This is a genomic window from Mycobacterium sp. (genome assembly GCF_035314905.1).
Taxonomy (GTDB): Bacteria; Actinomycetota; Actinomycetes; order Mycobacteriales; family Mycobacteriaceae; genus Mycobacterium.
The window spans coordinates 1-24,909 of sequence record NZ_DATFYW010000017.1 but is presented as its reverse complement, the minus strand read 5'-3'; the positions used below and the strand labels follow the sequence as shown (position 1 = coordinate 24,909).

The 24,909-nt window shown below is 65.6% G+C and carries 22 protein-coding genes and 2 pseudogenes; 13 read left to right on the top strand and 11 right to left on the bottom strand.

Annotated features, from left to right (window positions below; all coding sequences use genetic code 11):
- On the bottom strand, positions 1–983 hold a 983-nt coding region (gene ald, locus VKG81_RS01580), incomplete at its 3' end, for an alanine dehydrogenase (RefSeq protein WP_324389068.1).
- 94 nt (positions 984–1,077) lie between these two features.
- On the opposite strand from ald, the gene VKG81_RS01575 reads away from it, so the two are divergent.
- Positions 1,078–1,593, top strand: coding sequence for an Lrp/AsnC family transcriptional regulator (locus VKG81_RS01575; RefSeq protein ID WP_324389067.1), 516 nt, complete (start codon positions 1,078–1,080; stop codon positions 1,591–1,593).
- Positions 1,594–1,689: 96 nt separating this feature from the next.
- Here VKG81_RS01575 and VKG81_RS01570 read toward each other — a convergent pair whose 3' ends face one another.
- From VKG81_RS01570 to VKG81_RS01560, 3 genes are read right to left on the bottom strand one after another with little or no spacing between them, the layout of a single operon-like run.
- A complete protein-coding gene (locus VKG81_RS01570) occupies positions 1,690–3,108 on the bottom strand; it encodes an NAD(P)/FAD-dependent oxidoreductase (protein ID WP_324389066.1) in 1,419 nt (472 codons plus the stop codon).
- Positions 3,105–4,928 carry a DUF3556 domain-containing protein gene (locus tag VKG81_RS01565; RefSeq protein ID WP_324389065.1) on the bottom strand — a complete coding sequence of 608 codons (1,824 nt, stop codon included), beginning with the start codon at positions 4,926–4,928 and terminating at the stop codon, positions 3,105–3,107. Before VKG81_RS01565 ends, VKG81_RS01570 begins: the two co-directional genes overlap by 4 nt.
- A gap of 39 nt (positions 4,929–4,967) precedes the next feature.
- Entirely contained in the window at positions 4,968–6,434 is a 1,467-nt protein-coding gene (locus VKG81_RS01560; RefSeq protein WP_324389064.1) for a class I adenylate-forming enzyme family protein, read from the bottom strand.
- A gap of 82 nt (positions 6,435–6,516) precedes the next feature.
- On the opposite strand from VKG81_RS01560, the gene VKG81_RS01555 reads away from it, so the two are divergent.
- Complete coding sequence (locus VKG81_RS01555; RefSeq protein ID WP_324389069.1) at positions 6,517–6,717, top strand: hypothetical protein; 201 nt, start codon at positions 6,517–6,519, stop codon at positions 6,715–6,717.
- Here VKG81_RS01555 and VKG81_RS01550 read toward each other — a convergent pair.
- Positions 6,705–6,951, bottom strand: a pseudogene (locus VKG81_RS01550) (ATP-binding cassette domain-containing protein); the annotation flags it as partial. The gene VKG81_RS01555 and the pseudogene VKG81_RS01550 sit on opposite strands and share 13 nt — an antisense overlap.
- 395 nt (positions 6,952–7,346) lie before the next feature.
- Here VKG81_RS01550 and VKG81_RS01545 point away from each other — a divergent pair.
- Together VKG81_RS01545 and VKG81_RS01540 are read left to right on the top strand one after the other, a co-directional pair.
- Complete coding sequence (locus tag VKG81_RS01545; RefSeq protein WP_324389063.1) at positions 7,347–8,633, top strand: helix-turn-helix domain-containing protein; 1,287 nt, start codon at positions 7,347–7,349, stop codon at positions 8,631–8,633.
- Between the two features lie 404 nt (positions 8,634–9,037).
- Positions 9,038–9,466, top strand: coding sequence for a hypothetical protein (locus VKG81_RS01540; protein ID WP_324389062.1), 429 nt, complete (start codon positions 9,038–9,040; stop codon positions 9,464–9,466).
- Positions 9,467–9,772: 306 nt separating this feature from the next.
- On the opposite strand, the gene VKG81_RS01535 is transcribed toward VKG81_RS01540, so the two are convergent.
- Both VKG81_RS01535 and VKG81_RS01530 read right to left on the bottom strand, forming a co-directional pair.
- Positions 9,773–9,964: a hypothetical protein gene (locus tag VKG81_RS01535; protein ID WP_324389061.1), complete on the bottom strand. Its 192-nt coding sequence runs from the start codon at positions 9,962–9,964 to the stop codon at positions 9,773–9,775.
- Positions 9,965–10,071: 107 nt separating this feature from the next.
- Positions 10,072–11,238: an acyl-CoA dehydrogenase gene (locus tag VKG81_RS01530; RefSeq protein WP_324389060.1), complete on the bottom strand. Its 1,167-nt coding sequence runs from the start codon at positions 11,236–11,238 to the stop codon at positions 10,072–10,074.
- Between the two features lie 722 nt (positions 11,239–11,960).
- On the opposite strand from VKG81_RS01530, the gene VKG81_RS01525 reads away from it, so the two are divergent.
- The 7 genes from VKG81_RS01525 to VKG81_RS01495 all read left to right on the top strand — a co-directional run bounded on the left by VKG81_RS01525 (position 11,961) and on the right by VKG81_RS01495 (position 18,276).
- Positions 11,961–13,148: a helix-turn-helix domain-containing protein gene (locus tag VKG81_RS01525; RefSeq protein ID WP_324389059.1), complete on the top strand. Its 1,188-nt coding sequence runs from the start codon at positions 11,961–11,963 to the stop codon at positions 13,146–13,148.
- Positions 13,149–13,499: 351 nt separating this feature from the next.
- Positions 13,500–13,700: a hypothetical protein gene (locus tag VKG81_RS01520; RefSeq protein ID WP_414685110.1), complete on the top strand. Its 201-nt coding sequence runs from the start codon at positions 13,500–13,502 to the stop codon at positions 13,698–13,700.
- A gap of 149 nt (positions 13,701–13,849) precedes the next feature.
- Positions 13,850–15,157, top strand: a complete 1,308-nt coding sequence (locus tag VKG81_RS01515) for a DUF1254 domain-containing protein (RefSeq protein WP_324389058.1) — start codon at positions 13,850–13,852, stop codon at positions 15,155–15,157.
- Between the two features lie 86 nt (positions 15,158–15,243).
- Positions 15,244–15,570 carry a patatin-like phospholipase family protein gene (locus tag VKG81_RS21440; RefSeq protein WP_414685109.1) on the top strand — a complete coding sequence of 109 codons (327 nt, stop codon included), beginning with the start codon at positions 15,244–15,246 and terminating at the stop codon, positions 15,568–15,570.
- A gap of 94 nt (positions 15,571–15,664) precedes the next feature.
- Complete coding sequence (locus tag VKG81_RS01505; RefSeq protein WP_324389057.1) at positions 15,665–16,099, top strand: patatin-like phospholipase family protein; 435 nt, start codon at positions 15,665–15,667, stop codon at positions 16,097–16,099.
- A 159-nt stretch (positions 16,100–16,258) separates the two neighbouring features.
- Positions 16,259–17,182: an NAD(P)-dependent oxidoreductase gene (locus VKG81_RS01500; RefSeq protein WP_324389056.1), complete on the top strand. Its 924-nt coding sequence runs from the start codon at positions 16,259–16,261 to the stop codon at positions 17,180–17,182.
- A 230-nt stretch (positions 17,183–17,412) separates the two neighbouring features.
- On the top strand, positions 17,413–18,276 hold the full coding sequence (locus tag VKG81_RS01495; protein ID WP_324389055.1) for a helix-turn-helix domain-containing protein: 864 nt from the start codon (positions 17,413–17,415) through the stop codon (positions 18,274–18,276).
- Positions 18,277–18,377: 101 nt separating this feature from the next.
- Here the strand turns inward: VKG81_RS01495 and VKG81_RS01490 are convergent, their stop codons facing one another.
- The 4 genes from VKG81_RS01490 to VKG81_RS01475 form a co-directional block, all read right to left on the bottom strand.
- Entirely contained in the window at positions 18,378–19,031 is a 654-nt protein-coding gene (locus VKG81_RS01490; protein WP_324389054.1) for a Bax inhibitor-1/YccA family protein, read from the bottom strand.
- 25 nt (positions 19,032–19,056) lie between these two features.
- Positions 19,057–19,665, bottom strand: coding sequence for an HdeD family acid-resistance protein (locus VKG81_RS01485; RefSeq protein WP_324389053.1), 609 nt, complete (start codon positions 19,663–19,665; stop codon positions 19,057–19,059).
- 195 nt (positions 19,666–19,860) lie between these two features.
- Entirely contained in the window at positions 19,861–21,129 is a 1,269-nt protein-coding gene (locus VKG81_RS01480; RefSeq protein WP_324389052.1) for a divalent metal cation transporter, read from the bottom strand.
- Positions 21,126–22,004: a hypothetical protein gene (locus VKG81_RS01475; protein WP_324389051.1), complete on the bottom strand. Its 879-nt coding sequence runs from the start codon at positions 22,002–22,004 to the stop codon at positions 21,126–21,128. Before VKG81_RS01475 ends, VKG81_RS01480 begins: the two co-directional genes overlap by 4 nt.
- A 740-nt stretch (positions 22,005–22,744) precedes the next feature.
- On the opposite strand from VKG81_RS01475, the pseudogene VKG81_RS01470 reads away from it, so the two are divergent.
- Positions 22,745–24,438: pseudogene (locus tag VKG81_RS01470) on the top strand (PHA/PHB synthase family protein).
- Positions 24,439–24,462: 24 nt separating this feature from the next.
- Positions 24,463–24,909, top strand: a 447-nt coding sequence (locus tag VKG81_RS01465; protein ID WP_324389050.1) for a MaoC family dehydratase, incomplete at its 3' end; no start/stop codon positions are given.

Here is a 24,909-nt window from a genome sequence, read left to right as displayed (position 1 = left end):
CCCCTGTCGGCCAGCTTCAGCACGTAGGGCATCGTGGCGTTGGTCAGCGCCCACGTCGATGTGCGCGGCACCGAGCCGGGCATGTTCGCGACGCAGTAGAACACCGTGTCATGGACTTTGAACGTCGGGTCGTCATGAGTGGTGGGTCGCGAGTCCTCGAAGCAGCCGCCCTGGTCGATTGCGATGTCGACCAGCACGGCACCGGGCTTCATCTGCGCCACAAGCGAATTGGACACCAGCTTCGGCGCTTTCGCGCCGGGCACCAGCACCGCACCGATCACCAGGTCCGCACGTTTGACCGCGCCTTCGAGTTCCAGGCTCGACGAGTAGCGGGTGTGGATGCGGCCGCCGAACTCGGCGTCAAGTTCGCGCAGTCTGGCGATGTTGATGTCGAACACCAGCACATCCGCGCCCATCCCGCAGGCGACGCGGGCGGCGTTGTAGCCAGCCGTGCCGCCGCCGATCACCACGACATCGGCGGGGCCCACGCCGGGCACTCCGCCCATAAGCACGCCGCGGCCACCGCCCGGCTTCATCAAGTGGTAGCCACCGACCTGGGCGGCCAGCCGGCCGGCCACCTCGCTCATCGGGGCCAGCAGTGGCAGAGCGCCGTCGGCGGTCTGCACGGTTTCGTACGCGATCGAGGTGGTGCCGGAGTTGATCAGCGCCTCGGTGCACGCCGGCGACGCGGCCAGGTGCAGGTACGTGAACAGGGTCTGGCCGCGGCGCATCAGCGTGTACTCGGGTTCGATCGGCTCCTTGACCTTCAGCAGCAGGTCGGCCTGCTCCCAGAGGAGCTCGGCGCCGGTGATGATCTCCGCGCCCGCCGACTTGAAGTCGGCGTCGGAGATTGACGACCCCTCGCCGGCACCGGCCTGGATCACGACATCGTGGCCGCGTCGGGTCAGCTCGGCGACGCCGGCGGGGGTGATAGCCACGCGGAACTCGTTGTTCTTGATCTCGGTCGGGACACCGACACGCATCATCGCTCCTATGTCTCGGTGGGGCTACCTAAAATTCTGAAGAAGTTTCGGCTTAATGGCAAACATATCGCCGAGTATTCGATAACGTGTCGCCATGCCAGAACAATCGACGGGGTCGACGATGACCACAGCCCGTCCGCCGAAGGATGTTCGGATCCCGGAAATCGACGACGTCGACCGGCGCATCCTCAACGCCTTGCACGCCGACGCGCGGATGCCCAACAGTGCGTTGGCCGAGCTGGTCGGCATTGCGCCGTCGACATGCCACGGTCGCGTGCGTCGGCTCCAGGAGATCGGCGTGATTCGCGGCTTCTACGCCGACGTCGATCCGGCGGCGATCGGGCGACCCCTGCAGGCGATGATCTCGGTTAGCCTGCAATCCAACGCGCGCGGCCGAATTCGGCACTTCATCTCCGAGATCCGCAAGCTGCCGCACGTGATGGACGTCTACTTCCTCGCCGGAGCGGACGATTACATCTTGCACGTCGCCGCACGCGACACCGAAGACCTACGCGCCTTCGTGGTGGAGAACCTCAACGCCGATCCGGACGTGGCCGGAACGCAGACGTCGCTGATCTTCGAGCATCTGCGGGGTGGTGCGCCGCTGTAGGGGAATCCGGCCGCTGCCCGGTACTGCCGCGCCGGTACCCGCGGCCGGCTCGGGTGGGGCCGGTGCGTGTGAGGGCAGCGGTTCGGCTTCGAGCTGTCAACGGTGACCGAGTTCGCGCAGCGCGCTTTCGGCGGCGTTCGCGCCACACATGCCATGCGCCCCGGGCCCCGGTGGCGTAGCCGCCGAACAGATGTACATGCCGGGCACCCCAATGCGGTACGGCGACAGCGTGATCCTCGGGCCAAACGTCAGTTGGCGTATGTCCTTCGAGCCAGTCATGATGTCGCCGCCCACGAAATTGGCGTCATATGAGGCCATCTGCACTGTTGTGCGCACAGCGTGCCCGACTATCCGGTCACGGAAACCCGGCGCGAACCGCTCGATCTGGGCGATGATCGCCCCGGTGGCGTCACCCGGATAGCCGTTCGGCACATGGGCGTACGTCCACACCGGATGGATGTTGCCGACGGATCGGCCCGGGTCGGCCAGATACTGCTGGCCGACGAGCACGAATGGTCGCTCGGGCATGCGCCCGGCGTGGATGTCGCGTTCGGTCGCGGCGAGCTCGGCGAGGGTGCCGACCACGTGCACGGTGCCCGCGCGGTGGGCGTCGGGGTTGGTCCACGGGACGCCGCCTTCGACGGCGAAGTCGACCTTGAACGCGCCCGGGCCTTGCCGGAACCGCCGGTAGGCGCGAGCGACTCGTCGCGGCAGCCGATCGCCGAGAATGCCGGCAACCGCGCCGGGCGCCAGGTCGAACATCGTCACGTCAGCCGGCTGGAGTTGCGATGCCGCCTCGACGCGGGTGCCGGTTTCGATCTTGCCGCCCAGCTCGGCCAGCAGCGCTGCCAGCGCGTTGGTGATCGACTGCGAACCGCCGGCCGCCACCGCCCAGCCGTGGCGATGGCCGGCGGTGAGGATGCCCAGCCCGACGGCGGCAGTCATCGGATAGTGCAGCGGCCGGAACGCATGTGCCGCAACACCTCCGAATAACGCCTGCGCCTCGGGGGTGCGAAACCACCTCGCGAGGGTCGAGGCGGGCAGCACCGTCGGCGCACCGAACCGGGCCAGCAGCAGCGGATGGTGCGGCAGACGCAGCAACGGCCCCATGATGTCCTTGCACAGGGCATCGAACCTCTGCGACGGCCAGCCGAACAGCCGGCGCCACCGGGACCCGTCGGAGCCCAGCCCGCCGGCGGTGTCGTCGACGGAGCGATACAGCACTCCCGCGCCGCCGCCGTCGAGCGGATGGACACAGTCGACGTCGGGCAGCCGCCACGACAGCCCGTACCGATCGAGGCCGACGCTGGTGAGGAACGGCGAGCCGACCGCCATCGGATGAATCGCCGAGCAGTGATCATGCAGCAGCCCGGGAAGAATCGCGTCGCTGCTGCGGGTGCCACCGCCGATGTCGTCGGCGGCCTCCAGCACGGTCACCTGCATTCCGGCTTTGGCCAGTGTCACCGCGGCGGCCAGGCCATTCGGCCCGGCCCCCACGACGATCGCGGTGCTCACGTCAGGGCTCCGTGACCGTGATCCTGCTCGTCGCGGCTTACGGCCGGCTCGACGCGCCCACTTCTCCCGGCCAGCGACCAGGTGACCTCGGTGGGGATCGGCCCGTTGGGCAGCCACGGCTGCTCCTTGACCGCGTCGGCCACCTTCCAGGTGCCACGCTCGATCACGCCGAGCGCCGCGTCGATCACCTTGTAGTGCTGAACCTTGCTGGCCCAGCCCTGCGACTCGACCCACGCGACGACGAGTTCGCCCGGCTCGAAGGCCGCCTCGCGCTGTACGGCGGCGATCAGGTCTTCGTTGTGCAGGTGACCGTCGCCGAAGTTGAACCCGATCAACGAGTTGCAGACGAATTCCGCCTCGCGCACCGTGCGGGTGTCGATGTCCGGCAGTGTCGTCAGCAGCACCGAGAACAGGCCGCGGCCCTGGCTGTGCATGGTCCGCCAGGCGATTGGCAGCTGCATCGTGACTTCGGCCCATTTCGGCTCGTAACCGAGCTCGATGAACTGGTCGAGCTGATTCTTCGCGGTGCGGGTGACCCTGTTCAGTTTCGCCTCCGCGCCTGGAGCGAATGCCCACACCGCTGAGGCCCAGTTCCCGGCGTATTGGCGCATCGACGGCAGGAACGAGACCTTGTCGGGCCGGAAGTTGCCGAGGATCGGGTAGAAGAGCAGCGCGGCGACGATCGCGACGGTCAGCCACGGCGACGACATGTTGGTCACGGCGTACCCGCGCCAGGCCGGGAAGCCGAGGAACAGGAAGATCGTGGCGTAGGCGAACAGGACGTTCCATTCGAGCGGGACCGCCAGCGGGAACGTCGAGATGATGAACAGGTGGAATGCCACCATGATCACCACGGCCACCACCGTCAGCCACTTGTTGGTCGAGAACAGCAGGACCAGTGGGGCGATGACCTCGACCATGGTGCCCGCGGCGTGCGCCATCGCATCGGCGACGCGCGAGGGCCGCAGGTCGCGCGGGAAGTCGCGGTAGTGCGCACGCTTGACCCACTTGAACGGCATCGACGGGCTGTTGCTGACCATCGGCGGGACGACGTTGGAGAAGTGCTTGCCGAACTTCGACACCCCGGCACCGACCCACACCACCACGATCAGCAGCTTGAGCGCGATGATCATGTCGACGAACGGCAAGACGGTGAAGAAGAACAGGGCGGGCAGGTACTGCTCAGCGCGCGCGCCGAGGAAGATGACCTTGTCGCGCAACCCGATCAGCACCAGCAGCACCATCGGCGCAATGAGCAGCGCCGGGTTCACCAGTCCCGAGGTGTTGTCGGGCAGCGCTTTTGACAGCGAATCACTATGCACACCAGGCGAAAACAGCGGAATGACCAGGCTGACGATGAGGCCGATGTAAAGCGCTACATCGAACCACGTCCGCCGGTCGCCTCCGGTGAACGGCACCCATTTCCACGGCCGCAGCCGGATCGTTCCCGGACGGGCCCAGAACAGGATGCCCCCGGTCATCGGCTTCACCTTGCCGGCCAGCGGGCCCCACGACCCGGCGACCCCGATGACCTCGAGGAGGACCGTCCACAGGATGGCCTTCTGGTACACGATCGGCTGGTTCCACCATCCCGAGACATGCCAGAACGCGGGAAGCCCCGAGGTCAGCGTCGCGACGAGGATGCCGCCGAAGGCGTAGAAGAAGACAAGCTTGGCGATGTAGATGGTGTGAACCATCCGTGGCGATCCGAACCCGTTTTCGGCCCAGCTCTGCGCGAGGATCCGCATCCGCTCCATGAGCGGCTTGGCAAGGAAGGTATCCGGCTCGACGTCGGGAAAATTCGGTTTGGTGAAACTCATTTCAGCTCTCCTAAATAAGGGATGGTTGTCGTTGAGTTCTCAGTGGGTCTTGGTGAGCCGTTGCCGCAGGCCGCGTTTGTCGATCTTGCCCACCGCATTCTTGGGCAGCTCGTCGAGGACGGTGATGTCAACCGGCAGTTTGTATTTCGACAACGACTCGCGAAGGTGATCGCGGATCAGATCGACTCGGAGGGGCTTGTCGGGGTGCGGTGAGACGAACAGCACCGGCTCTTCGCCGTATACCGGGTCGGCCCGCCCGATCACGGCGGCCTCGGCGATCTGCGGTAGCTGGTGAACAACGGCCTCGATTTCGCGGGGGTAGATGTTCTCCCCGCCGCGGATGATCATGTCCTTGGCACGGTCGACCAGCACCAGGTATCCGTCTTCGTCGAAGCGTCCGATGTCGCCGGTGTGCAGCCAGCCGTCGACGATCGTCTTCGCTGTCTCTTCGGGCCGGTTCAGGTAACCACGCATGACGTTCGGGCCCTTGATCACGACCTCGCCCGCATCACCGTCGGCAACGGGTTGCCCGGATCCGTTGACCAGTCGAATGGTTTGGCCCGGTAGGGGAAGTCCTACCGTGCCCGCCTTACGCCTTCCGTTCAATGGGTTGACGGTGCTGGCGCACGATCCCTCCGAGAGCCCGTAGCCTTCGACGATTCCGATGCCGTAGCGCGATTCGAACCGCTCAAGCAGTTCCACACTGGCCGGCGCGGCCCCGCAGAGCGCGAACCGCACCGACGAGGTGTCGGGTTTCACGTCCTCGGGCAGCCCACACAGCATCGTGAGAATGGTTGGTACTGCCGAAAAGTACGTGGCGCGGCTCTGCTCCACCCTGCTGAAGAACGATTTCGGGCTGAACCGGCCCGCGATGGTGATCCGGCCGCCGGCAAGCAGCGGGGAGAGGGTGCCGATCACGATCCCGTTGACGTGAAACAGCGGCAGAATCAGCAAGCTGTTGTCGGCGCTGGTCAGTTCGAACGCGTCGATGACCGCGCGGCACATCGCGAAGAGGTTGGAGTGATCCAGCATCACGCCCTTGGGCCGGCCCGTAGTGCCGCTGGTGTAGATCAGCAGCGCCAGCGAGTCGTCGCCCAGGTGCGCCGCGTGCGGCAGCCCCTCGGCGGGTGTGGTCGTCAAGTCGCTGGCCATGACCACCGGCCGATCGCCGGTATCGAGCTCGGGCACGGTATCGACGATCAACACCTTGGCGCCGGCGTCGGCAAGTTGATATTCGACCTCCGCCGCGCGCAGGGAGGGATTGATCGGGGTGACCGCCGCGCCCAGACGCCACGCCGCGAACAGCGATACCACAAAGTCGGCCGTGTTGGGCAGCATGATCGCGACCACGTCACCACCCGACACACCACGCCCGCGCAGCGCTGCGCCGGCACGCCGCACCGCGTCGAGGAACTGGCCGTTGTTCAGGCTGACCGTGTCATCGGCGACGGCCGGTCCCTCGGGATCCCTTGCCGCCCGCAACTCGGGCAGTACCCGCAGGTTCATGTATTGCACTCCTCGTACCAGTGGGGATGTGACGCGCCATAACGCTAGTAGTGGGTGTGATTCCTGGCATCGTCGTCATCCGATGAACATGGGTTTTGCTTTTGTCGGTTGGAGACAACCGCTCGGATCGATCGCCACGGTCGCTCGAAATGCAGGGCTTGCACAGCTGGGCTGGGAGCCGCTGCTGCCGCGGAAATCAGCCGCCCGTCAGGCGGATCTTCCATCCAACGAATCCGGCGTAGAACAGGCTGAGCGCGACACGTTCCCGCCGTGGATGTCGTGACCCTCAAACGACACCGCCCCGCGGGTGGGCCTCGTCGCCCCGACCATCACCTTCGCGAGGGTCGACTTGCCCGCACCCGAGGGCCCGATCACCGCCGTCAGCGTGCCCGGCCGCGCCGAAAACGAGACATTGTCCAGCAGCGTCCACCCCTGCTCGATGGTCAGGCCGACCCCCGCGGACCTCGAGGCCCCCAATGCGGCTCACCGCTTCGGTCTCGGTGCGACGCATCAGCGTTTCGGTCGCGCGGCTTACCGCGACCGCCGAGGCGTCGCAGCCGTCGGCATCCTCGATCTCGATGTCCCCGGGGACGACGCGGTCGCGGTCGGTGGCCTCCTCGGCGAGCAGGTCCATCTCCATCGCGTCCAGCTCGGTGTCGGCCGGCGCAAGGTCAGTGCGGATCACGGTCAACGGGTATCGCCCTCCTCAGCGGCGCGGCCCTCGTCGGTGACGGCACGAACACCACGCTGCACGGCGCCGGCGGCGCTGTGACGGGCCACAACATCAGGAATCGCCGTGAGGCGTGACACTGTCGTTTTGCGATGAAGATAGGTCTGGCCGTTGTCGCCCGAACAACCCCGACCACGGCAAAATCCGCCCGCGGGGGTAACCGAAGGATCTACTGTCGTGAGGTGACGAATCCGCGCCTCGACGACAAAGTCGATGTGAGCCGCTACGTCGCCGAAACCGCCGCCCGGCTGAGCGGCCGACTGGCCGAGGTGTCGTCGCATATCCGTCGCTCGCTCGAAGAGGACATCCCGGAGCTGCGGGGGGATCCCGGTGTCGCAGAGCTGCTTGGCGCGAGCGTCGAGGGAAACGTGGACACCATCTTGCACGCGTTGAGGTATGACATCGCGGTGCAACGTGTCGAGGCGCCGACCGCTGCGATGGAGTACGCCAGGCGGCTGGCGCAACGTGGCGTCCCGGTCAACGCGCTTATCCGCGCCTATCGACTCGGCCAACGGCGAATGAACGAGTTGGTGTTCGGCGAAGTACGCGCGCTCGATATCGAGCCGTCGATGGGCTTTGCCGTCATCGAGGCGATCGCCGCGACGCTTTTCGAGTACATCGACTGGATTTCGCAGCAGGTCGTCGTCGTGTATGAAGACGAGCGCGAACGATGGCTCGAAAACCAGAACAGCATTCGCGCCCTGCGGGTCCGGGAAGTTCTCGCCGGAAAGAAAGCCATCGACGTCGATACCGCGACCGACGCGATCCGCTATCCGATCCGCTGGCACCACCTTGCTGTCGTCGTCTGGTATCCCGACGCAGCCGGTGGAGGCAACGAACTCACCCTTTTGCAACGGTTCGTTCGCGATCTGGGGGAGGCCGCAGATACCGCGGCCGCTCCGTTGTTCGTTGCCGCCGACCGGATGTGCGGATGGGGATGGCTGCCGTTCCGCACGCCCGCGGCCGATGCGCTCGACAAGGTGCGCCGGTTCACCGCCGGTCATCGCGGCGCGCCCAGTGTCGGGATCGGGATGATGGCGCCTGGTGTTGAGGGCTTTCGCCGCTCGCACCAGCAGGCGCAGGCCGCCCGCGCGGTGGCGGTGGCCCGCGGCGGCCACGAGCCGACGGTCATTGCGGCCAGTGACCCCGGCCTGTCGGCCGCGGCGCTCTTGTCTGGCGACGTCGGCCAGGCCCGGGATTGGGTGGCCGAGGTGCTCGGCGATCTGGCCGCCGACAACGAGAATGACGCCCGGCTGCGGCACACCTTGCGGATCTTCCTGCGGTGCGGCTCCAGCTACAAGGTGGCCGCCGAAGAACTCAGGCTGCACTCCAATTCGGTGAAGTACCGGGTGGGCAGGGCTATCGCCCGGCGCGGCCGCCCGATAGCCGGCGACCGGCTTGACGTGGAACTGGCGCTGCTGGTGTGCCATTGGTACGGCACCGCGGTCCTTTCCCGCGATCCGGGGTAGCCGCCGGACCGCAGGTCTGCGCTCGCTGTGTTCCGGTTCTTCCGGCAGCGGGTCGACAGGACCATGCGAAACCCTCCGCGAGGGCTTGAGCTATGGCCTGAGAGGTGGTTTGCCCTTCCGCGCCGTCTGGCCCGTCCACTGCCAGGCTGATGGTGCGAGTTCCCTTCGGGTTCATAGCGTTTTGTTGACAAGACTTCGCACAACGTCCTTCCCCGTGGGCCTGCGGCAGCCAGCAATCGATCCGGGACCGTGTGGGTCACAGCCGACGGACTTACCGTTGTCCCCGCGACCAATCTGCGGTTGCAGATCGTGTCTCACCAAACAATGACCGGGCACCCACTGGGCGCTGAGGATCGAGGCGGTGGGCGAAGAGGCCGCCCTGAACTCATAGAAGGGGCTCGGCGATGGCAGACAGCGATTTCAGCAGACGGTTCGAGAAGGTCTCCGACAAAGCAAAAGAGGCGAACGACGAGCTGAAGGCAGCCAGTGTGAGGACCAGGGATCAGCTCGAGGCTGAGGTCGCCGACGCGCGGGATAAGGCGACCGCAGCGGCCGATCAGTTCAAGAACAAGGCACGTGCCGCCGGCGACAAAGCGTCATCGCAGTGGGACGAGATTCGCGGCAAATGGCAAGATCATGTCGCCAGGGTGAGGAAAGACGTCAAGGAGAAGAAGGCCAAACTCGACGCGAAGGAGGCCGCGGCGGACGCTAACATGGCCGAGTCTTACGCTCTGGACGCCATCGATTTCGCCGTGGTCGCGATCGAGGAAGCCGAGTATGCGGCACTCGACGCCGTGTATGCACGAGCCAGGGCAGTGGCGCTCAGCTCCTGATCGCGCGGACCACCGTCGAACAGGTACCGACGCGGGCGTGGCGCGGACGAACCGTGCCCCTGCCCGGATTCCGTCACGGAGGCTGTGCTGGGGGCCAAACAGTTGAAAAACATGGTGCGCCAGCCCGATTCTGGCCCCATGATGGATCAGGCCTCATCAAGCGCCGGGAAAAGCAGTTGCTGCTGTGCCAGCAGCTGAAGCTGCCGCACCGAGCGGGATCGCAAGCAGCGCGCCCGCGACAATGCCCTGCAGCGCCGCCCCGATGATGCGTTTTTGCAGGTGGAAGCGGTCCTTCAGCCGACCGATTCACCGAGGAGTGGTCTTGAGTCTGCTGGTGGTAGTGCGGCGCGTGCTCAATGAATTGCCGTTGACCAGCCGCGATGTCGCGGGATCGAGGCCCAGCGCGAAGGAAAACGCCACAACGATCAGCAGCAGCGATGAGATTGACCCGGGGACGCGGACCACGCGATACGTGATGGCGACGCCTGCCGACGCCACCAACCCCACATGGAACGGCCCAACCAGATGGTGATGGCCCCGACCGGCGAGGTCACGTTCAGGCTTGTCACCCTGCCTGGGGTCAACCCGGCCGCGGCACCCTCGGCTTACTTCAGCAAGGCGCGTGACATGACGACGCGCTGGATCTGGTTGGTGCCTTCGTAGATCTGGGTGATCTTGGCGTCGCGCATCATCCGTTCGACGGGAAAGTCCCGGGTGTAGCCGGCCCCGCCGAACAGTTGCACGGCGTCGGTGGTGACCTCCATGGCCACGTCGGAGGCAAAGCACTTCGACGCCGAGGAGATGAAGCCCAGGTCCGGCTCGCCCCGCTCGGCCCGCGCGGCGGCGGTGTAGACCATCAGCCGGGCCGCCTCGACCTTCATCGCCATGTCGGCCAGCATGAACTGCACGCCCTCGAAATCGCTGATGCGCTGCCCGAACTGCTTGCGCTGTTTGGTGTAGGCGATCGCGGCGTCCAGGGCACCCTGCGCAATGCCCACCGCCTGCGCCCCGATCGTCGGGCGGGTGTGATCGAGGGCGGCCAGCGCGGTCTTGAATCCGGTGCCGGGCTCTCCGATGATCCGGTCGCCGGGGATCCGGCAGTCCTCGAAATACAACTCGGTGGTGGGCGAGCCCTTGATGCCCAGCTTGCGCTCCTTGGGCCCGACGGTGAAGCCGGGGTCGTCCTTATGCACCATGAACGCCGAGATCCCGTTGGCGCCCTTGTCCGGGTCTGTCGAGGCCATCACGGTGTACCAGGTCGAGTTGCCGCCGTTGGTGATCCAGCACTTGGCGCCGTTGAGCACCCACTCGTCGCCGTCTTGCCGGGCGCGGGTGCGCATCGCGGCCGCGTCGCTGCCGGCCTCCCGCTCGGAAAGCGCATAGGAGGCCATCGCATCCCCCGAAGCCACCGCGGGCAGTACTTTCTTCTTGAGCTGCTCCGAACCGCGCAGGATCAGCCCGATCGTGCCGAGCTTGTTGACGCCGGGAATCAGCGACGCCGACGCATCGACGCGGGCCACTTCTTCGATGACGATGCAGGTGGCCACCGAATCCGCGCCTTGGCCGCCGTACTGGTCGGGGATATGCACGGCCGAAAAGCCCGAATTGTTGAGCGCCTCGAGCGCCTCCTCGGGGAAACGCGCGTGCTCGTCGACGTCGGCGGCGTGCGGTGCGATCTCCTTCTCACACAGATCCCGCAACACCGCGCGCAACTCGTTGTGCTCGTCGGGAAGCTTGAACAGATCAAACGACGGATTGCCGATCGTTGCCATCGCGATGTCCCTTCTATGGTGATACTGCGGTAGTGGGATCAAGAAGCTGACCAGCTGCGGACTCGATCCAGGCGGAATACGGCCACCAGGTGCAGTTCATCCTTGCGCCCGGTCGGGTTTTCTTCGTTGTTGCGGAGAACAACGTGGGCGCTGCGACGATGTACACGTGCACATGTCGACTGCCGGCCGTCCGCGCGCGGCGTAGCGTTGTCTGTGGAAACTACTCGGCGACATAGTTTTTCGTGACAAGGCTGCCGTCACGGCACGACTCTGGCGGCGAACAGTCGCACGAAGGCGTTCGTAATTCTGGGCCCAATTGGCGATGCCCCGGATTCCGCCGACGGTCAGCGGAACGAGCAGCGGAGACAATACCGACAGTAGCAATGCGATCGCGCTCAGGTAGGACATGGTCTCACACACCCTTCTCCGTGCGGCGGAACGGTTGATGATTGCGGCGGTCGACCCGTCGCGGTGATGAACACGACGCGGGGTTCCGCAAGACCCTAAGTGGCATAACTTGTCGTGGCGAATGTCGCCGCCCGACCAACTTTCGACACGGTCTTGTCTTCCGGAGACAGGCCACTCGCGTTCCGAACGAGGCTGCCTTCGCAGCCGGTTGGTCGCTCGCCGACTCCGTAGTCGTCGTTTGACGACAACCACGACGACGATCTTCGTCGGCGCAGGACGATGGGCGCGCCCTGATCGCTGTCTAACCTTTGCGCATGCAATGCGACACAGTGCAAGGACAGGTCGCTGCCATTGCCGAGAAGCTTCAGGGGCGCACCGAGGAACTTGCGGTCCTGCTTGCCCGCTCCATCACGAGGGAAGTCCGTCTCTACCAGGCGGCTGCGCCGGTTCCCTTCGACGCGGTCGCCGATGCGTGCGCCGCGAATTTACGGCCGATTCTCAGCGCCATCGCCGGGGAAAGCGAATTGGACCCGACGGTCGCGACGGAGCTGGGAGTCGCGCGCGCAGGGGACGAGGTCCCGCTCTCGTCTGTGATGGAGGCGTATCGAGTGGGATTCCGCCGAGTTTGGGACGCAATGGTTGCCGAATCAGCGACCCTAGACCACGTGAACGGCGAGGCGTTGCGCACATTGACGACGGAACTGCTTACCGCCCAGGACATCTTCACCGGTGCGATGGCCGTCGGGTACCGCAAGGAGCAGACCCACCGGCTGCTCAGCGATGAATCTCAGCGCTCGGACCTCATGGATTCACTGCTGCACGGCCGGTTGTTCGAGCAGTGGAACCTGTGGGAGGTCGCCGACTACCTCCGGCTGCCAACCGCTGGTCCGTTCGTGGTCGTCGCCGCCGAAGTTCCCGTGGTAGGTGCCGAAACCCTGCCGGGCATTGAATCGAAGCTGCGCAGTTTGGACGTGTTTTCCGCGTGGCGGTTGCTGCCTGACGTGCAGGTGGGGATCGTGCACTGCAGGACCGACGTCCACCTCGGCAATGTGCTGGCACTGGTGTCCCGGGTCGCTACCAACCCCGTCGGGGTGAGTGCACGGTTCGACGATCTGCGCGACACGGCTCAAGCGCTGCGGTTTGCCCGGGTCATGCTTCGTGGCCGCACCGACCCCGGCCTGCCGGTCCGTGTGTTCGACGGCTCGATACTGGCCGGCGCCGCGGTCAGCGCTCCGGAAGTGATGGTCAAGCTGGTGATCCCGACGATGGCGGGGTTCGCCGAATTGCCCGATGAGGAGCGGGAGGTGCTCTTCGATACGTTTCAGGTGTGGTTGGAAAACGACGGAGCATTGCGCAGGGTCGGCGAGTTGCTGTTCTGTCACCCCAATACGGTCCGGTATCGCCTGCACCGGATCGAGAAACTAACCGGCCGCTGCCTGTCGCGGCCGCGGGACATCGCTGAATTGTCGATCGCATTCGAGGTGCATCGCCGCCTGATGTAATCAAACGAGTTCCACCGCACAGGTTGGGCGATTACAAGGTGCGACGCCGCGCGCATGCGGGGGGATAGACGCCCGTTGGCGTTGTTTCGCGGATTGAGCAAGAAAGCTGCTGGAGATATTGCGGTAACACCTACAGTTGACGCGGAATCGTGCCGAGATTTCCCGCCTGGAGATTCGGCTAAAGACATGAACCGGGAGAAAAGCCGTCGTGGTATCGGCGACCCGGAGGTCGCGCGCTCGCTAACTTGACGCGATGCCCGTCGCGTCGACGTGGGAGGACGAAAATGCTGGGTGCTGAATCGAAGTCGACCGTTCGGGACGTCACCTTGCGCCATCCTGAAATCGTTTGCGGTGCCTGAGGAGACACCCGGTGTGCCAGGACTGGACCTACCGGGTCTTGACATAGTGTCGTTGGCGACCGGGTACGGGTGCGCGGCCGCCCGCCCGACAACGCCGGACGCCATCACCGTCGACGTCACCGCGGCGTTACGACAACAAGGACCGACGGTATTGGAGTTCCCGATCGATCCGGCCGTACCCCCACTGCTGTAGTCAGCGCAGACACGCGGGGGGATGGTGACGGATGGGGACCGGCCGAGCGCAGCGCAGAGCGAGCGTATTTCAACACACGTCTAACCCTTGGCGGCGCGGGTAGTTTTGATCGGGGCTCAAGTCCGGCCAACGACGGGAAGAGGCATCCTATGAGCACGTTGTCCGACGATCTACGCACGCTCAGCTATGAAGCGACGCTCTACTTTCACCCGCTGGTCACGATGGACTTCACCCGGCTGCAGGCGATCAACAGTGCGCCCGGGACCAATCCGGGAACCGGGCCACCCAACGAGTTTCATCACCTGAGGGCATTTCCGACCGCTGACTTTCGCACTGTGGTCCGGCCGAACTTCGATACGCTCTACTCCTCGGCGTGGCTCGATCTGACTGCGGGTCCGGTGATCCTGCACGCACCGGATACCGATGACCGCTATTACATGCTCCCGCTGCTTGACATGTGGACCGACGTGTTCGCCAACCCCGGCAAGCGCACCACCGGCACCGATGCCCGGGACTTCGTCGTGACCGGCCCCGGATATGCCGGCGAACTACCCGAGGGCTTTCCTGTTATCAACGCACCCACGCCGTATGTCTGGGTCATCGGCCGCACACAGACCAACGGACCGGCCGACTATGACGCGGTCCACAAGGTCCAGGACGGTTACCACATCACCCCGGTTGCCAAGACGCTCCGCCATGTCCTCAACAGGGACTATGACACCAGCACCGAAGTGATGAACATCGTCAACGGCATGAGCGCGGTGGACTTCCTCGTCTACGCGGCGAGGCTGCTGGATGTAAATCCGCCACATTCAACGGATTTTTCGCAGCTGGCCCGCCTCGCCAACCTGGGGATCGAGGCTGGCAAACCGTTCAACCCCGGCCGGTTCAACACGGCGGAACGCACTGAGATCGACGCCGGGCGGGCCGCTGCGCTGCGGGACATGCTGGCGGGGCTCGGTACTCTGGGCACCCGCGTTAACGGCTGGACTATGGCCACCGAGACGATGGGTGTCTACGGCAACTACTACTTCAAACGGGCGGTCGTCGCGCTGATGGGCCTGGGTGCCAACCCGCCCGAAGACGCGGTCTATCCCGCCCTGACGGCCGACTCCGACGGGAACCCGGTCACCGGTGAGCACGACTACGTCATCCATTTCGACGCCGATGAGCTACCGCCCGTCGATGCCTTTTGGTCGGTCACGATGTACGACGCCGAAGGTTTTCAGATGGCCAACGAACTCAACCGCTTCGCCATCGGCGACCGTGATCCGTTGATGTACAACACCGACGGCTCGCTGGACCTTTACCTTCAGCACACCAACCCTGGCGCAGCGCGCGAGTCGAACTGGCTGCCTGCACCGCGGGGACCGCTCGGAGTGACTATGCGGCTCTACGCACCCAGGCGGGATGTCCTCGACGGTCGCTGGCATCCTCGGGCGGTTCAAAAGACGTAGCCAGGGCGGGTCAGTTGTCGCAACCTCGAACTCGGGTCAGCCGGGTGCGACAGACTAAGTCGTCTGAGGCCAACGACACACCGACTGTGAGGACGACGATGGACGCGATGCCGCTGCCCCGGCCGGTCGGTTTCGTGCTCGGTGGTGGCGGCAGCCTGGGTGCCATCCAGGTCGGGATGCTGCAGGCCCTCGCGGAGCGGGGCATCACCGCCGACCTGGCTGTCGGCACGTCGGTCGGGTCGATCAACGGTGTCGTCGTCGCCCGCGACCCGAAGGGCGCTGCGAACCGGCTGTCGCACTGCTGGGCGCGAACGACCCGTAAGCAGGTCTTCCCGGGCGGCCTGCTCGCCCAGGTCCGCACCCTGCGCCAGAGCGGCACCCCCTGTTCCCCAACACCGGGCTCGCCTCCATGATCGGCGATTTCCTGGGCCCGGCCACCTGCTTCGCCGACCTCGTCCTCCCGTTCGCGGCGATCACCACCGACGTCGCCACGGCCACCCCCCTTACATGATCCAAGCCGGTCCGCTGCTGCCCGCGCTGATGGCCAGCGCCGCTATCCCAGGCATCTTCCCGCCCGTCGAGCACGACGGCCGGCGCCTCTATGACGGCGGTGTGGTCGCCAACGTTCCACTCCGCCAGGCGCTGAGCATGGGAGCCCGTTCCCTGGTCGTCCTCGACTGCGCCTTCCCCGGCCACCTCCCCGACCCGCCGGACACGTTGGCCGAGGCGCTGCTGTTCGCCGCGATCATCACCATGCGGTCACAGGCGGTGCTCGAAGCACCGCTGGCCGCCGCCAAGGTGCCAGTCGTCTACCTGCCCGGCCCGGCGCTGCACCACGTATCGCCCCTCGACTTCGGCCACACCGACATGCTCGTCGCCGATGCCTACGAAGCGGCACTGACCTTCTTGACGTCCCTGCACGTCGACGGGCCCGGGCTCTAGCTAGGCTCGCCCGCAGGCAAAGCGCCACCCCCTCCGTCAGTTGAGCCGGTCGGCTGACGACTGCCCCCGCAGGCTGTCAAAGACCGCGCGGAATTTCCCGCCGCGCGTAAGTTGAGCCATTGACATCGGATGCTGTGCGGTACGTGAAGGAGACTGCGCATGCTTGATGAACCGCAGAGCCAAGCAGCCAGCGGATCGGGTCTCAGACGCGTCGGTGTGGTCGGTCTCGGCCATATGGGACATGCCTTTGCCGCCAACCTGGTCCAAGACGGTTATCAGGTGCTGGCCTACGACCGCGACCCCCAGCGCGCAGCGGCATTGACCGGCGCGCGAGCCGCCGCAGAGCTGGCCGATCTGGCCTCCTGTGAGGTGGTGCTGACGTCCCTTCCCGACGACGACGCGCTTGCCGCGGTGGCGCTATCGGCCGGCGGGCTGGTCGATGTTCTCACCCCCGGTGCGGTCCACATTTCGACCAGTACCGTCAGCCCCGGCATTTCGCGCCGCGTCGCCGCGGAGCACACCCGCCGCCAACAGGGTTACGTCGCCGCACCGATGCTCGGGAACCCCGATTTTGCCCGCGAGCGAAAGCTATTCGTGCTGGCCGGCGGCCCGCACGCCGCTCTGGAGAGCGTTGGTCCGCTGCTGCAGCGTCTCGGCCGGCGCCTGTTTGTGATCGGCGAGGACCCGGGACGGGCGAACCTGATGAAGCTTGGCGCCAACACGCTGACCGCGACCACGCTCGAAGGCATGGGCGAAGTGTTGGCGCTGTTGGAAAAGGGCGGGATCGATGGGCACCTCGCCTTCGGCGTGCTGACGAACTCGCTCTTCGATTCCCGTGTCCACAAGGCCTACGGTGGCAAGATCGTCGACGGCCGGTTCCGCCCGGCGGGGATGGCGGTGCCGCTCGCGACCAAGGACCTGCGTCTCGCCCTCGCGGAAGCCGAACACGAAGCCGTGCCGATGCCGGCCGCGAGCCTCGTCCATGAGCGTCTTGTCGAGATGGTGGCACGCGGCTGGAGCGATCTTGACTGGTCCGCACTCGGTTTGCTGGCGGCCGCCGATGCGGGCCTCAGCGGCACATAGAGAAGACGCAATGATGTTGACTCCGGGACTTTGGTCCCTAGTGTCGGGGTGGTCGCGGCAAATAGCTTGGCGGCTGAGGGTTCGCGCGGTGCTTCGGTGATGAGCCCGTGCTGGCATCAAGGGATTGGCGATGACCCGGATCAGGTCCGTCGTCGGGCTCACCGATGGCGGTGTGCAGCTGCCGTCGGTGGTGGACGCGTACCGGGTCGGATTCCGCCGGGTGGCAGGCGATGGTTGAGGAATCGGCGGTCCGACCACCGGTGAACGGTAAAGCGTCTGGGCAGACCGCGAAGATGCTTACCGCGCAGGAGGTGTTTGCGGCTGCGCTGGCCCGCACAGACCGCGAGGAGCACAACCTGCCTAAATTTGGTGACGACTCGGAGCGATCGAGCTTTGTCGACGCACTGGTCCATGGCCGGCTGATCGATCAGTGGAGCCTATGGGAAGTGGCGGATTGTCTTCGGTTGCCGACTTGCGGCCCTTTTGTGGTGATCGCCGTGGAACTACCACAGGTGGGCACCGCGGCGTTGCCCGACATCGAATCAAAGCTGCGCAGCCTGGATGTCCTCTCGGCATGGTGCTTGCTCCCAGAAGCCCAAGTCGGCGTCGTGCACTTCCGCACCGATGACACCCTGGACGATGTGCTGGCGCTGCTCTCGCGGATCACCACCACCCATGTCGGGGTCAGCGCGCGCTTCGACGATCTGCGCGAAACCGCCCAGGCGTTCCGGTGCGCGCGGGTGACGCTACGCGGTCGGCCAGACCCCGGCCCGCTGGTCTCGGTATTCGACGCCTCGATACTGGCCACCGCGGCCGTGAGTGCGCCCGATGTGATGACCAAACTTGTCGCACCGATGCTGCAGAGCTTCACGCAGCTGGCGGAAAACGAGCGGGAGATCCTGTTCGAAACATTTCGGGTGTGGATGGAACACGACGGGTCGCTCCGCACCACCGGCGAAGTCTTGTTCTGCCATCCAAACACGGTCCGATATCGGCTGCACCGGATCGAGCACTACACCGGTCGCAGCCTGTCGCGGCCGCGCGATGTCGCTGAACTGTGCCTGGCGTTCGAGGTGCACCGCCGGCTCATGTGACGGGAAAGCCTGTGCCGCAATCTCGTTGACTGTGCTCCATCGCTTCGGGCGTGGAGGAAAGCCGGTGGCCGTCTCGGGGGCCCGTGCGGGTAAGCCGGTGGTCAGTCCCGGTTCCTGCCCCCGAACAGCTGCAGGAAGAGCGAGAACACGTTGAGCGCATCCAGGAAGATCGATACGGCGATGAGTGGTGCCGAGTCCAAATCGGTCGATCGCCGCAGCCGCTGGAAGTCGGCCATGGTGAGACCCGCGAAGATGACCAGACCGAGGATCGAGTAGATGACCGCACCGCCGGGAATGTGCACGAAGATCAATACGATGCCGAATCCGATGAGCGCAAGCAGCGCCCAGAAGCCGACGCGGGCGATGCCTGACAGGTCGGTGCGGGTGGCGTAGCCGAAGGCGCCGCAGCCGGCGATGAACAGCGCCGTCGCACCGCCGGCCTCCCACAGCGCCTGGGGGTCCGCGTTGGCGTAGTAGACCAGCGTGGGCGACATGGCCAGTCCCAGCAGCAGCCCCACACCGAACAGCAGTGCGATGCCCAGGCCAGGGGAGCTGCGGACGGCGAACCGCATGCCGATCAGGCAGCCGAACGCGAGGATGAAGAACACGAACGCCCAGCCGTTACCGAGATTGCGGCCCAGATAGCTGCCGAGCGCGAACATGCCGGCTGTCGCGGCCACGTACCACATGACCTGGCCGAAGAGGGTACGCGTGCGGTCGGTCTCTCCGACTCCGCGGTAGCCGGGTGAACTCATGGCGTTCGCTCCGTCGTATGCGGGCCTAGGCGGCGTGGACGGCCTGGCCGCCGTCGCTCCCATGCCAGGCGCCCTCGATGTTCTTGGCTGCCGACCGGATCCGGAACGCCGACACGATCTCGAGGACCCCGATCACGATCAGCCAGATCCCGACAACGAGAGCCAATACGACGATGGAATCGAACGGCCACGCGAGCACGACGACGCCGGCGATGATGCTCATGACCCCGACGAAGATCGCCCACCCGCGCCCGGGAATGCCCGGTTCACTGATTGCTGTTCCCGTGGTCGCGACGCCCTGGAAGATGAACCCGACTGCGATCCATATGGCCAGCAAGAGAACTGCGTATCCCTGACCGAAGTGGCGGAACGCCAGCACGGCCAGGACCAATGATGCGGCACCGCTGAGGAACATCAGGATCCGCGTGCCCGCCGAGACAGGCAGGCTGAGCGCGAAGATCACCATCGCGACGCCGCTGACCACCAGGTACACACCGAAAAGGACTGCGGCCACCAGGATCGATATTCCGGGCCACACCAGCACCAGAACGCCCAGGATCACCGCAAACACCCCGGACACCAGCACCGATGTCCACAGACGGGAGAAAAGCTTCGGAGGAGCGATGTTAGTCATGCCCGAAGTGTTTCGCCCCGGCGAGCCTTCGTCGATGGCGCCGGGGACAACGTCGGGCCTCGATCGGTATATCTGCGAACAATGTCGCTGCGCCGCGACGCCCGCGGCAGCTGCATCCGCGCCGACCTACTCAGCACCTGCCGCTGCTCAACCGTTAACTGCGTCGGCGCCTGCGGCGCGAGCATCCCGGAGTTGTCAACCAAGGCCGAAGACGGTTTCGACGAGAACGACAAACGAGAGGATTCCGACCACGGCGACGCATACAGTGGCGACGGCCTTGAAGATCGGGCCGTTCTTCGCCGTGCCAAGCACGTCTGAGCGGTTGGCCAGGATCAGCACGTAGGTCAGCAGCATCGGCGTGATGATCCCGTTCAGCACTTGGGCGTTGACGACCAGGGCGACAAGATTACCCGGGGCGAGGGCGACCGCCGCGCCGATCACGACCTGCAGCGTGAAGATGCCGTAGAAGAGGGGCGCCTCACGAAAGCTCCTCGACACCGAACGCGGGGCCCCCGTCGCGTCGGCGATCGCATACGAGGTTGACAGTGGCACTACCGAGGCGGCGAGCAGCGACGCCCCGAGCAGGCCGAAGGCGAACAGCTGCGGCGCAAATGCACCCACCACTGGCTTTAACGCCTCCGCCGCCTGTTGCGCCGACTGGAGCGGACCGCTGCCACCGATCGCGGCCGCTGTGGCGATGATGATGAAGATGCTGATCACGTCGCTCCAGATGGCGCCGGTGACCGCGTCGATGCGTTCCCCGCGGTAGTCGGCGGGTTTGATGCCTTTGTCCACGCACGCAGAGGCGGCGTAGAACTGCATGTAGGGCGTGATCGTGGTGCCGATCAGGGCGACCGCGAGCACCAGGAACTCGTGGGTGGCCAGAAAATGCGGCCACACCAGGTTGCTGAGGACCTCCTTGCGGTTGGGGTGACCCAGGAAGGCGGCGATCGGGTAGGCCAGGAAGGCCAGCGTCAACACGAGGAAGAGCCGCTCGGCGCGGGAGTAGGAGCCCAGGACCGTCAGCGCCCACACGAATACCGCGGTGATCGGCACCGAGATGCGCGGCGAAACCCCGAAGATCTCCATGGCCGCCCCGACACCGGCGAACTCGCTGACGGTCAGGCCGGCGTTGGCGATGAGCAGCAGCGCCATCGCCACGAATGTGCTGCGGGCCGAGAACTGTTCGCGGATCAAACCGCCGAGCCCCTCGCCGGTGTAGACCCCGAGGCGAGAGCACATCTCCTGCACCACAACCAGCGCCACGGTGACCAGAACCATCAAAAACAGCGTCCGGTAGGCGAATTGCGCCCCGGCGCTCGCGTAGGTCAGGATCCCCCCGGCGTCATTGCCCGCATTGGCGGCGATCAGGCCGGGTCCGAGGATGGCCAGCACGGCGAGGAGCCGGACCATCCAGGGACGACGGCTGCGCGGCGGGGTTTGGGCGGCCTGGGCTTCGGTCACGGAGTCTCGCCGCCTTCCAGCAGTGCCTGCAGCCGGGCCCTGTCCGGTTCGCTCAGCTCGCCGAGCACGGCATCCCGCTGAGCAGGAGTGAGCTGGCGAAGCGCCTCGACGGCTGCCGAGGGTGCCGCGAGAGCGGCCACCTGCGCCTGCTGGCCGCGGCCCAGCTCAGCCAGGATCGCGGCCACATCGCTGGCCCGGAGCTCTTTGAGGTCAGCTGCCGGACGTCCGAGCTGCACGCCACCCCCGATGATGCCGGCCGCCGCTGCAGGCCCCTTCTTCCCCTGCGGGACGCCATCGGTGAAACGGGGAACGAACGCTTGCAGCTCGGCCCAGTCGATGACCCGATCGGGCGGCGGACAGAGTCGGCGCTTGCGGAGAAGGCGCCGGCTGAACGACCGGACGCCGACGTCGATGCCGGCCAGCTCCCAGCCCCTGGGCCCGTTGACCAAATACACATCCGCCGCCCGCACGACCTGCACCCCGGCGATGTCGACGAGCTGACGGTCGAGCACGTCACGGGCCAGGGCGACGTCGCCTTCAGCACGAACCGGTCGCGACACCAGGTGACGCCCGGGACGCAGGCGTATCCCTGTTTGGGTGAACGTCACGTCTTGCAGATCAAGCAGCGCGAGCCCGCTGCCGACGCCAACGAGAACCCCGACGACCGGGGGGTAAGCGACGCCGGCGTCCCAACGGACGACGACGTCGCTGACCTTGCCGATTCGGCTTCCCGCGTCGTTGAGGGCGCGGCGTCCGATCAGGTGGGCGAGCGAGATCGTCTGGTCGGCGGTGGCGCGACGAGCGGCAATCTGCTTGTGCAACGCCGCGGACAACGCCCCGTGAAGGCTGGGTCGGCGCTTTCCGGGTCTTGCCAACGCTGTCTCCCGCGGTGTCGGACGTTATGGGGATAACTCAATTAGGCGCGGAGGTGGTGACTCGTTCCTTCGACAGACCTTTGCAGCGGCGCAGACGCACTAACGACGCCTGTTTTATCTTTCCAGCGCTGCGACCTCGCCATGGATGCTTCGGAGGAAATGGCCGCGACAGCCGCGCCGGGCACCCGAGAAGCCAACCGGAACGTGTCGTCGAAACGGTGCTGGTGATACTCAAAGCTGCTCCCTGCGATGTGTTGATTTGCGCACCCGCGTCGCGGTGCGCGGTGTGGGAGACCCGGGACTGCCGCCGCCCGACAGCAGTTCATTGTTTGCCAGGATGCAATGCCTCTGTGTTGTGCGGGGATACAACATCGTCGCCGCGATGATGTTCTATTGAACATTGCCCACACTGCCCACCGCCCACCGCGCCGGACTGGGCTCGCGTCCCGAACGTGTCGCCCGATGCCCTCCTAAGGTTCCGGAACACCCCCGTGCGATGTTCGCGACCACACCATCACCGCGTATGGATTGTTCTTCGCGACAACGACGGCGACCGCGACAATCGAGAAAATTCGGTGTGCACCTTACTGCTGTGATGGAGAGCTATCGTGTCAAGGATCGTGTCGCCGCCTGCAAGTACGCCCCGCCGGACGTGGTTCGTGGACGGCCTTCCGACTGGTCCCACGGGAAGACTTCTGCGCCCGCACGTCAGACCCCGGTATGGGAGGAGGCATGAAACCGTGGTAGCTACGAACAACGCCGGCGGCGACGAGTTAGCGGCGCCGTTGGACCTACTGTTGACCAGTTCGGCGGTCGGTATCGCCGAGCGGATGATGCCCAACACGTCGTGGAGCAGGTTCGCTCTCAACCTGGCCCGGCAGCCGAAAACGGTGGCATCCCGCGGCACGAGCCTGGGCCGGCAATTGGTATCGATCGCCGAAGGCCGCTCGGACCTGGCACCGGCAAAGGGCGACAAGCGTTTCGCCGATGCAGCATGGCAGGGCAATCCATTGCTCAGGCGGACGATGCAGGCATATCTGGCCGCCGCCACGACGGTGGACCAGCTGTTTTCGGATGCTCATCTGGGTTGGCGGGACGGCGAGCGGATCCGGTTCGCTCTGGATGTGATCATCGAGGGGTTTTCACCGAGCAATAATCCGCTGCTGAATCCGCTGGGATACAAGGCGTTGATCGATACCGGCGGGCTCAGCGCGGTGCGGGGTTTGCGGCATTTCGTTTCTGACATGATGTCGGCGCCGCGGGTGCCGTCGATGGTGGAACCCGATGCGTTCACGTTGGGGGACAACATCGCTGCCACCGCCGGTGTTGTGGTCTTCCGCAATGAGGTGTTCGAGCTGATCCAGTACGCGCCGCAGACGGAGCGGGTGTGGTCGGTCCCGCTGCTGATGGTCCCGCCGGTGATCAACAAGTTCTACATCCTCGACATCTCGCCTGGCCGCAGCATGATCGAGTACTTTGTGCGCCAGGGCGTGCAGGTCTTCGCGATCTCGTGGCGCAATCCCACCGCCGAGCAGCGGAATTGGGGGTTTGACACCTATGGCCGCGCCATCCTGAGCGCGCTGGACGCGGTCGAGAAGATTGCCGGATGCGATCGCACGCACCTGCAGGCGTCCTGCTCGGGCGGGATCCTTGCGGCGATGACCGCCCAACATCTCACCGCGACCGGTGAGGGTGATCGGCTTGCCGGCTTGACGTTGATGGTGACCGTGCTCGATCAGCGCAAGGCCGGTGTTGCCGCCGCCGCCATCGACGAGGAGGTGGCCAACATCGCCATCGCGTTGTCGGCCAGGAAGGGATATCTGGACGGCCGGTCGTTGGCGGAGGTGTTCGCGTGGCTTCGGCCGACCGATCTGGTGTGGCGGTACTGGGTGAACAACTATGTGCAGGGCAAGTCGCCTGCGGCCTTTGATGTGTTGTTCTGGAACGCCGACACCACCCGGATGGCGGCTGGGCTGCATCGCGACATGGTGACGATGGGGGTGCACAATTCGCTGGCCACCCCCGGTGGGGTCACCATGTTGGGCACACCGGTGGACCTCGGAGAGCTGATCTGGATGCGTACGTGGTGGCAGGAGTGGCTGACCACATTTCGCCCTGGCAGGCCTGTTACCGCAGCGCCCGGCTGCTCGGCAGCAAGAACTGCCGATTCGTGCTGTCCTCCAGCGGACACATCGCCGCGCTGGTCAACCCGCCGGGAAACACCAAGGCCGGCTACCGCAGCGGCGGCGTCGAGGAGCCCGATCCCGCCGCCTGGGCCGACGCCGCTGAGCAGCACACCGGATCCTGGTGGCCAGACTATGTGGGCTGGCTGGCAGAGCGCAGTGGCAAAGAGAAGGACGCACCGGACTCGCTCGGTGGGGCCGGCATGCTGCCGTTGGAGGCGGCACCCGGCAGCTACGTGCTCGACCACTGACCGCGTGAGAGCGAAAGGCCCGTTATGACAGTTCATCTCGAGAAGCCAGCAGATCTGCTCGACCTGGTCGGTCAGCGGTTGGGCAGCACCGAGTGGATGACAATCACTCAGCAGCAGGTAGACCTGTTCGCCGACGCCACCGGGGACCACCAGTGGATCCACACCGACGCGCAACGGGCCGCCATCGGCCCCTTCGGGGGGACGGTCGCGCACGGATACCTCACCCTTTCCCTCGCTCCTGTGGTCATCTCGGAGGTCTTGAAGATCCGCGAACTCACTACGGCGTTGAGCTACGGGCTGGACAGAGTGCGGTTTCCGTCACCGCTGCGCGTGGGTTCACAGATCCGCGCGACCATCTCGGTGAGGAGCGCTCACCAGACGACCTCAGGTGTCGAGTCGGTGTTCGAGCTGACCTACGAGATCGACGGTGAGAAGCGCCCGGCCTGCGTTGCCGACGTCGTCGTGCTGTAC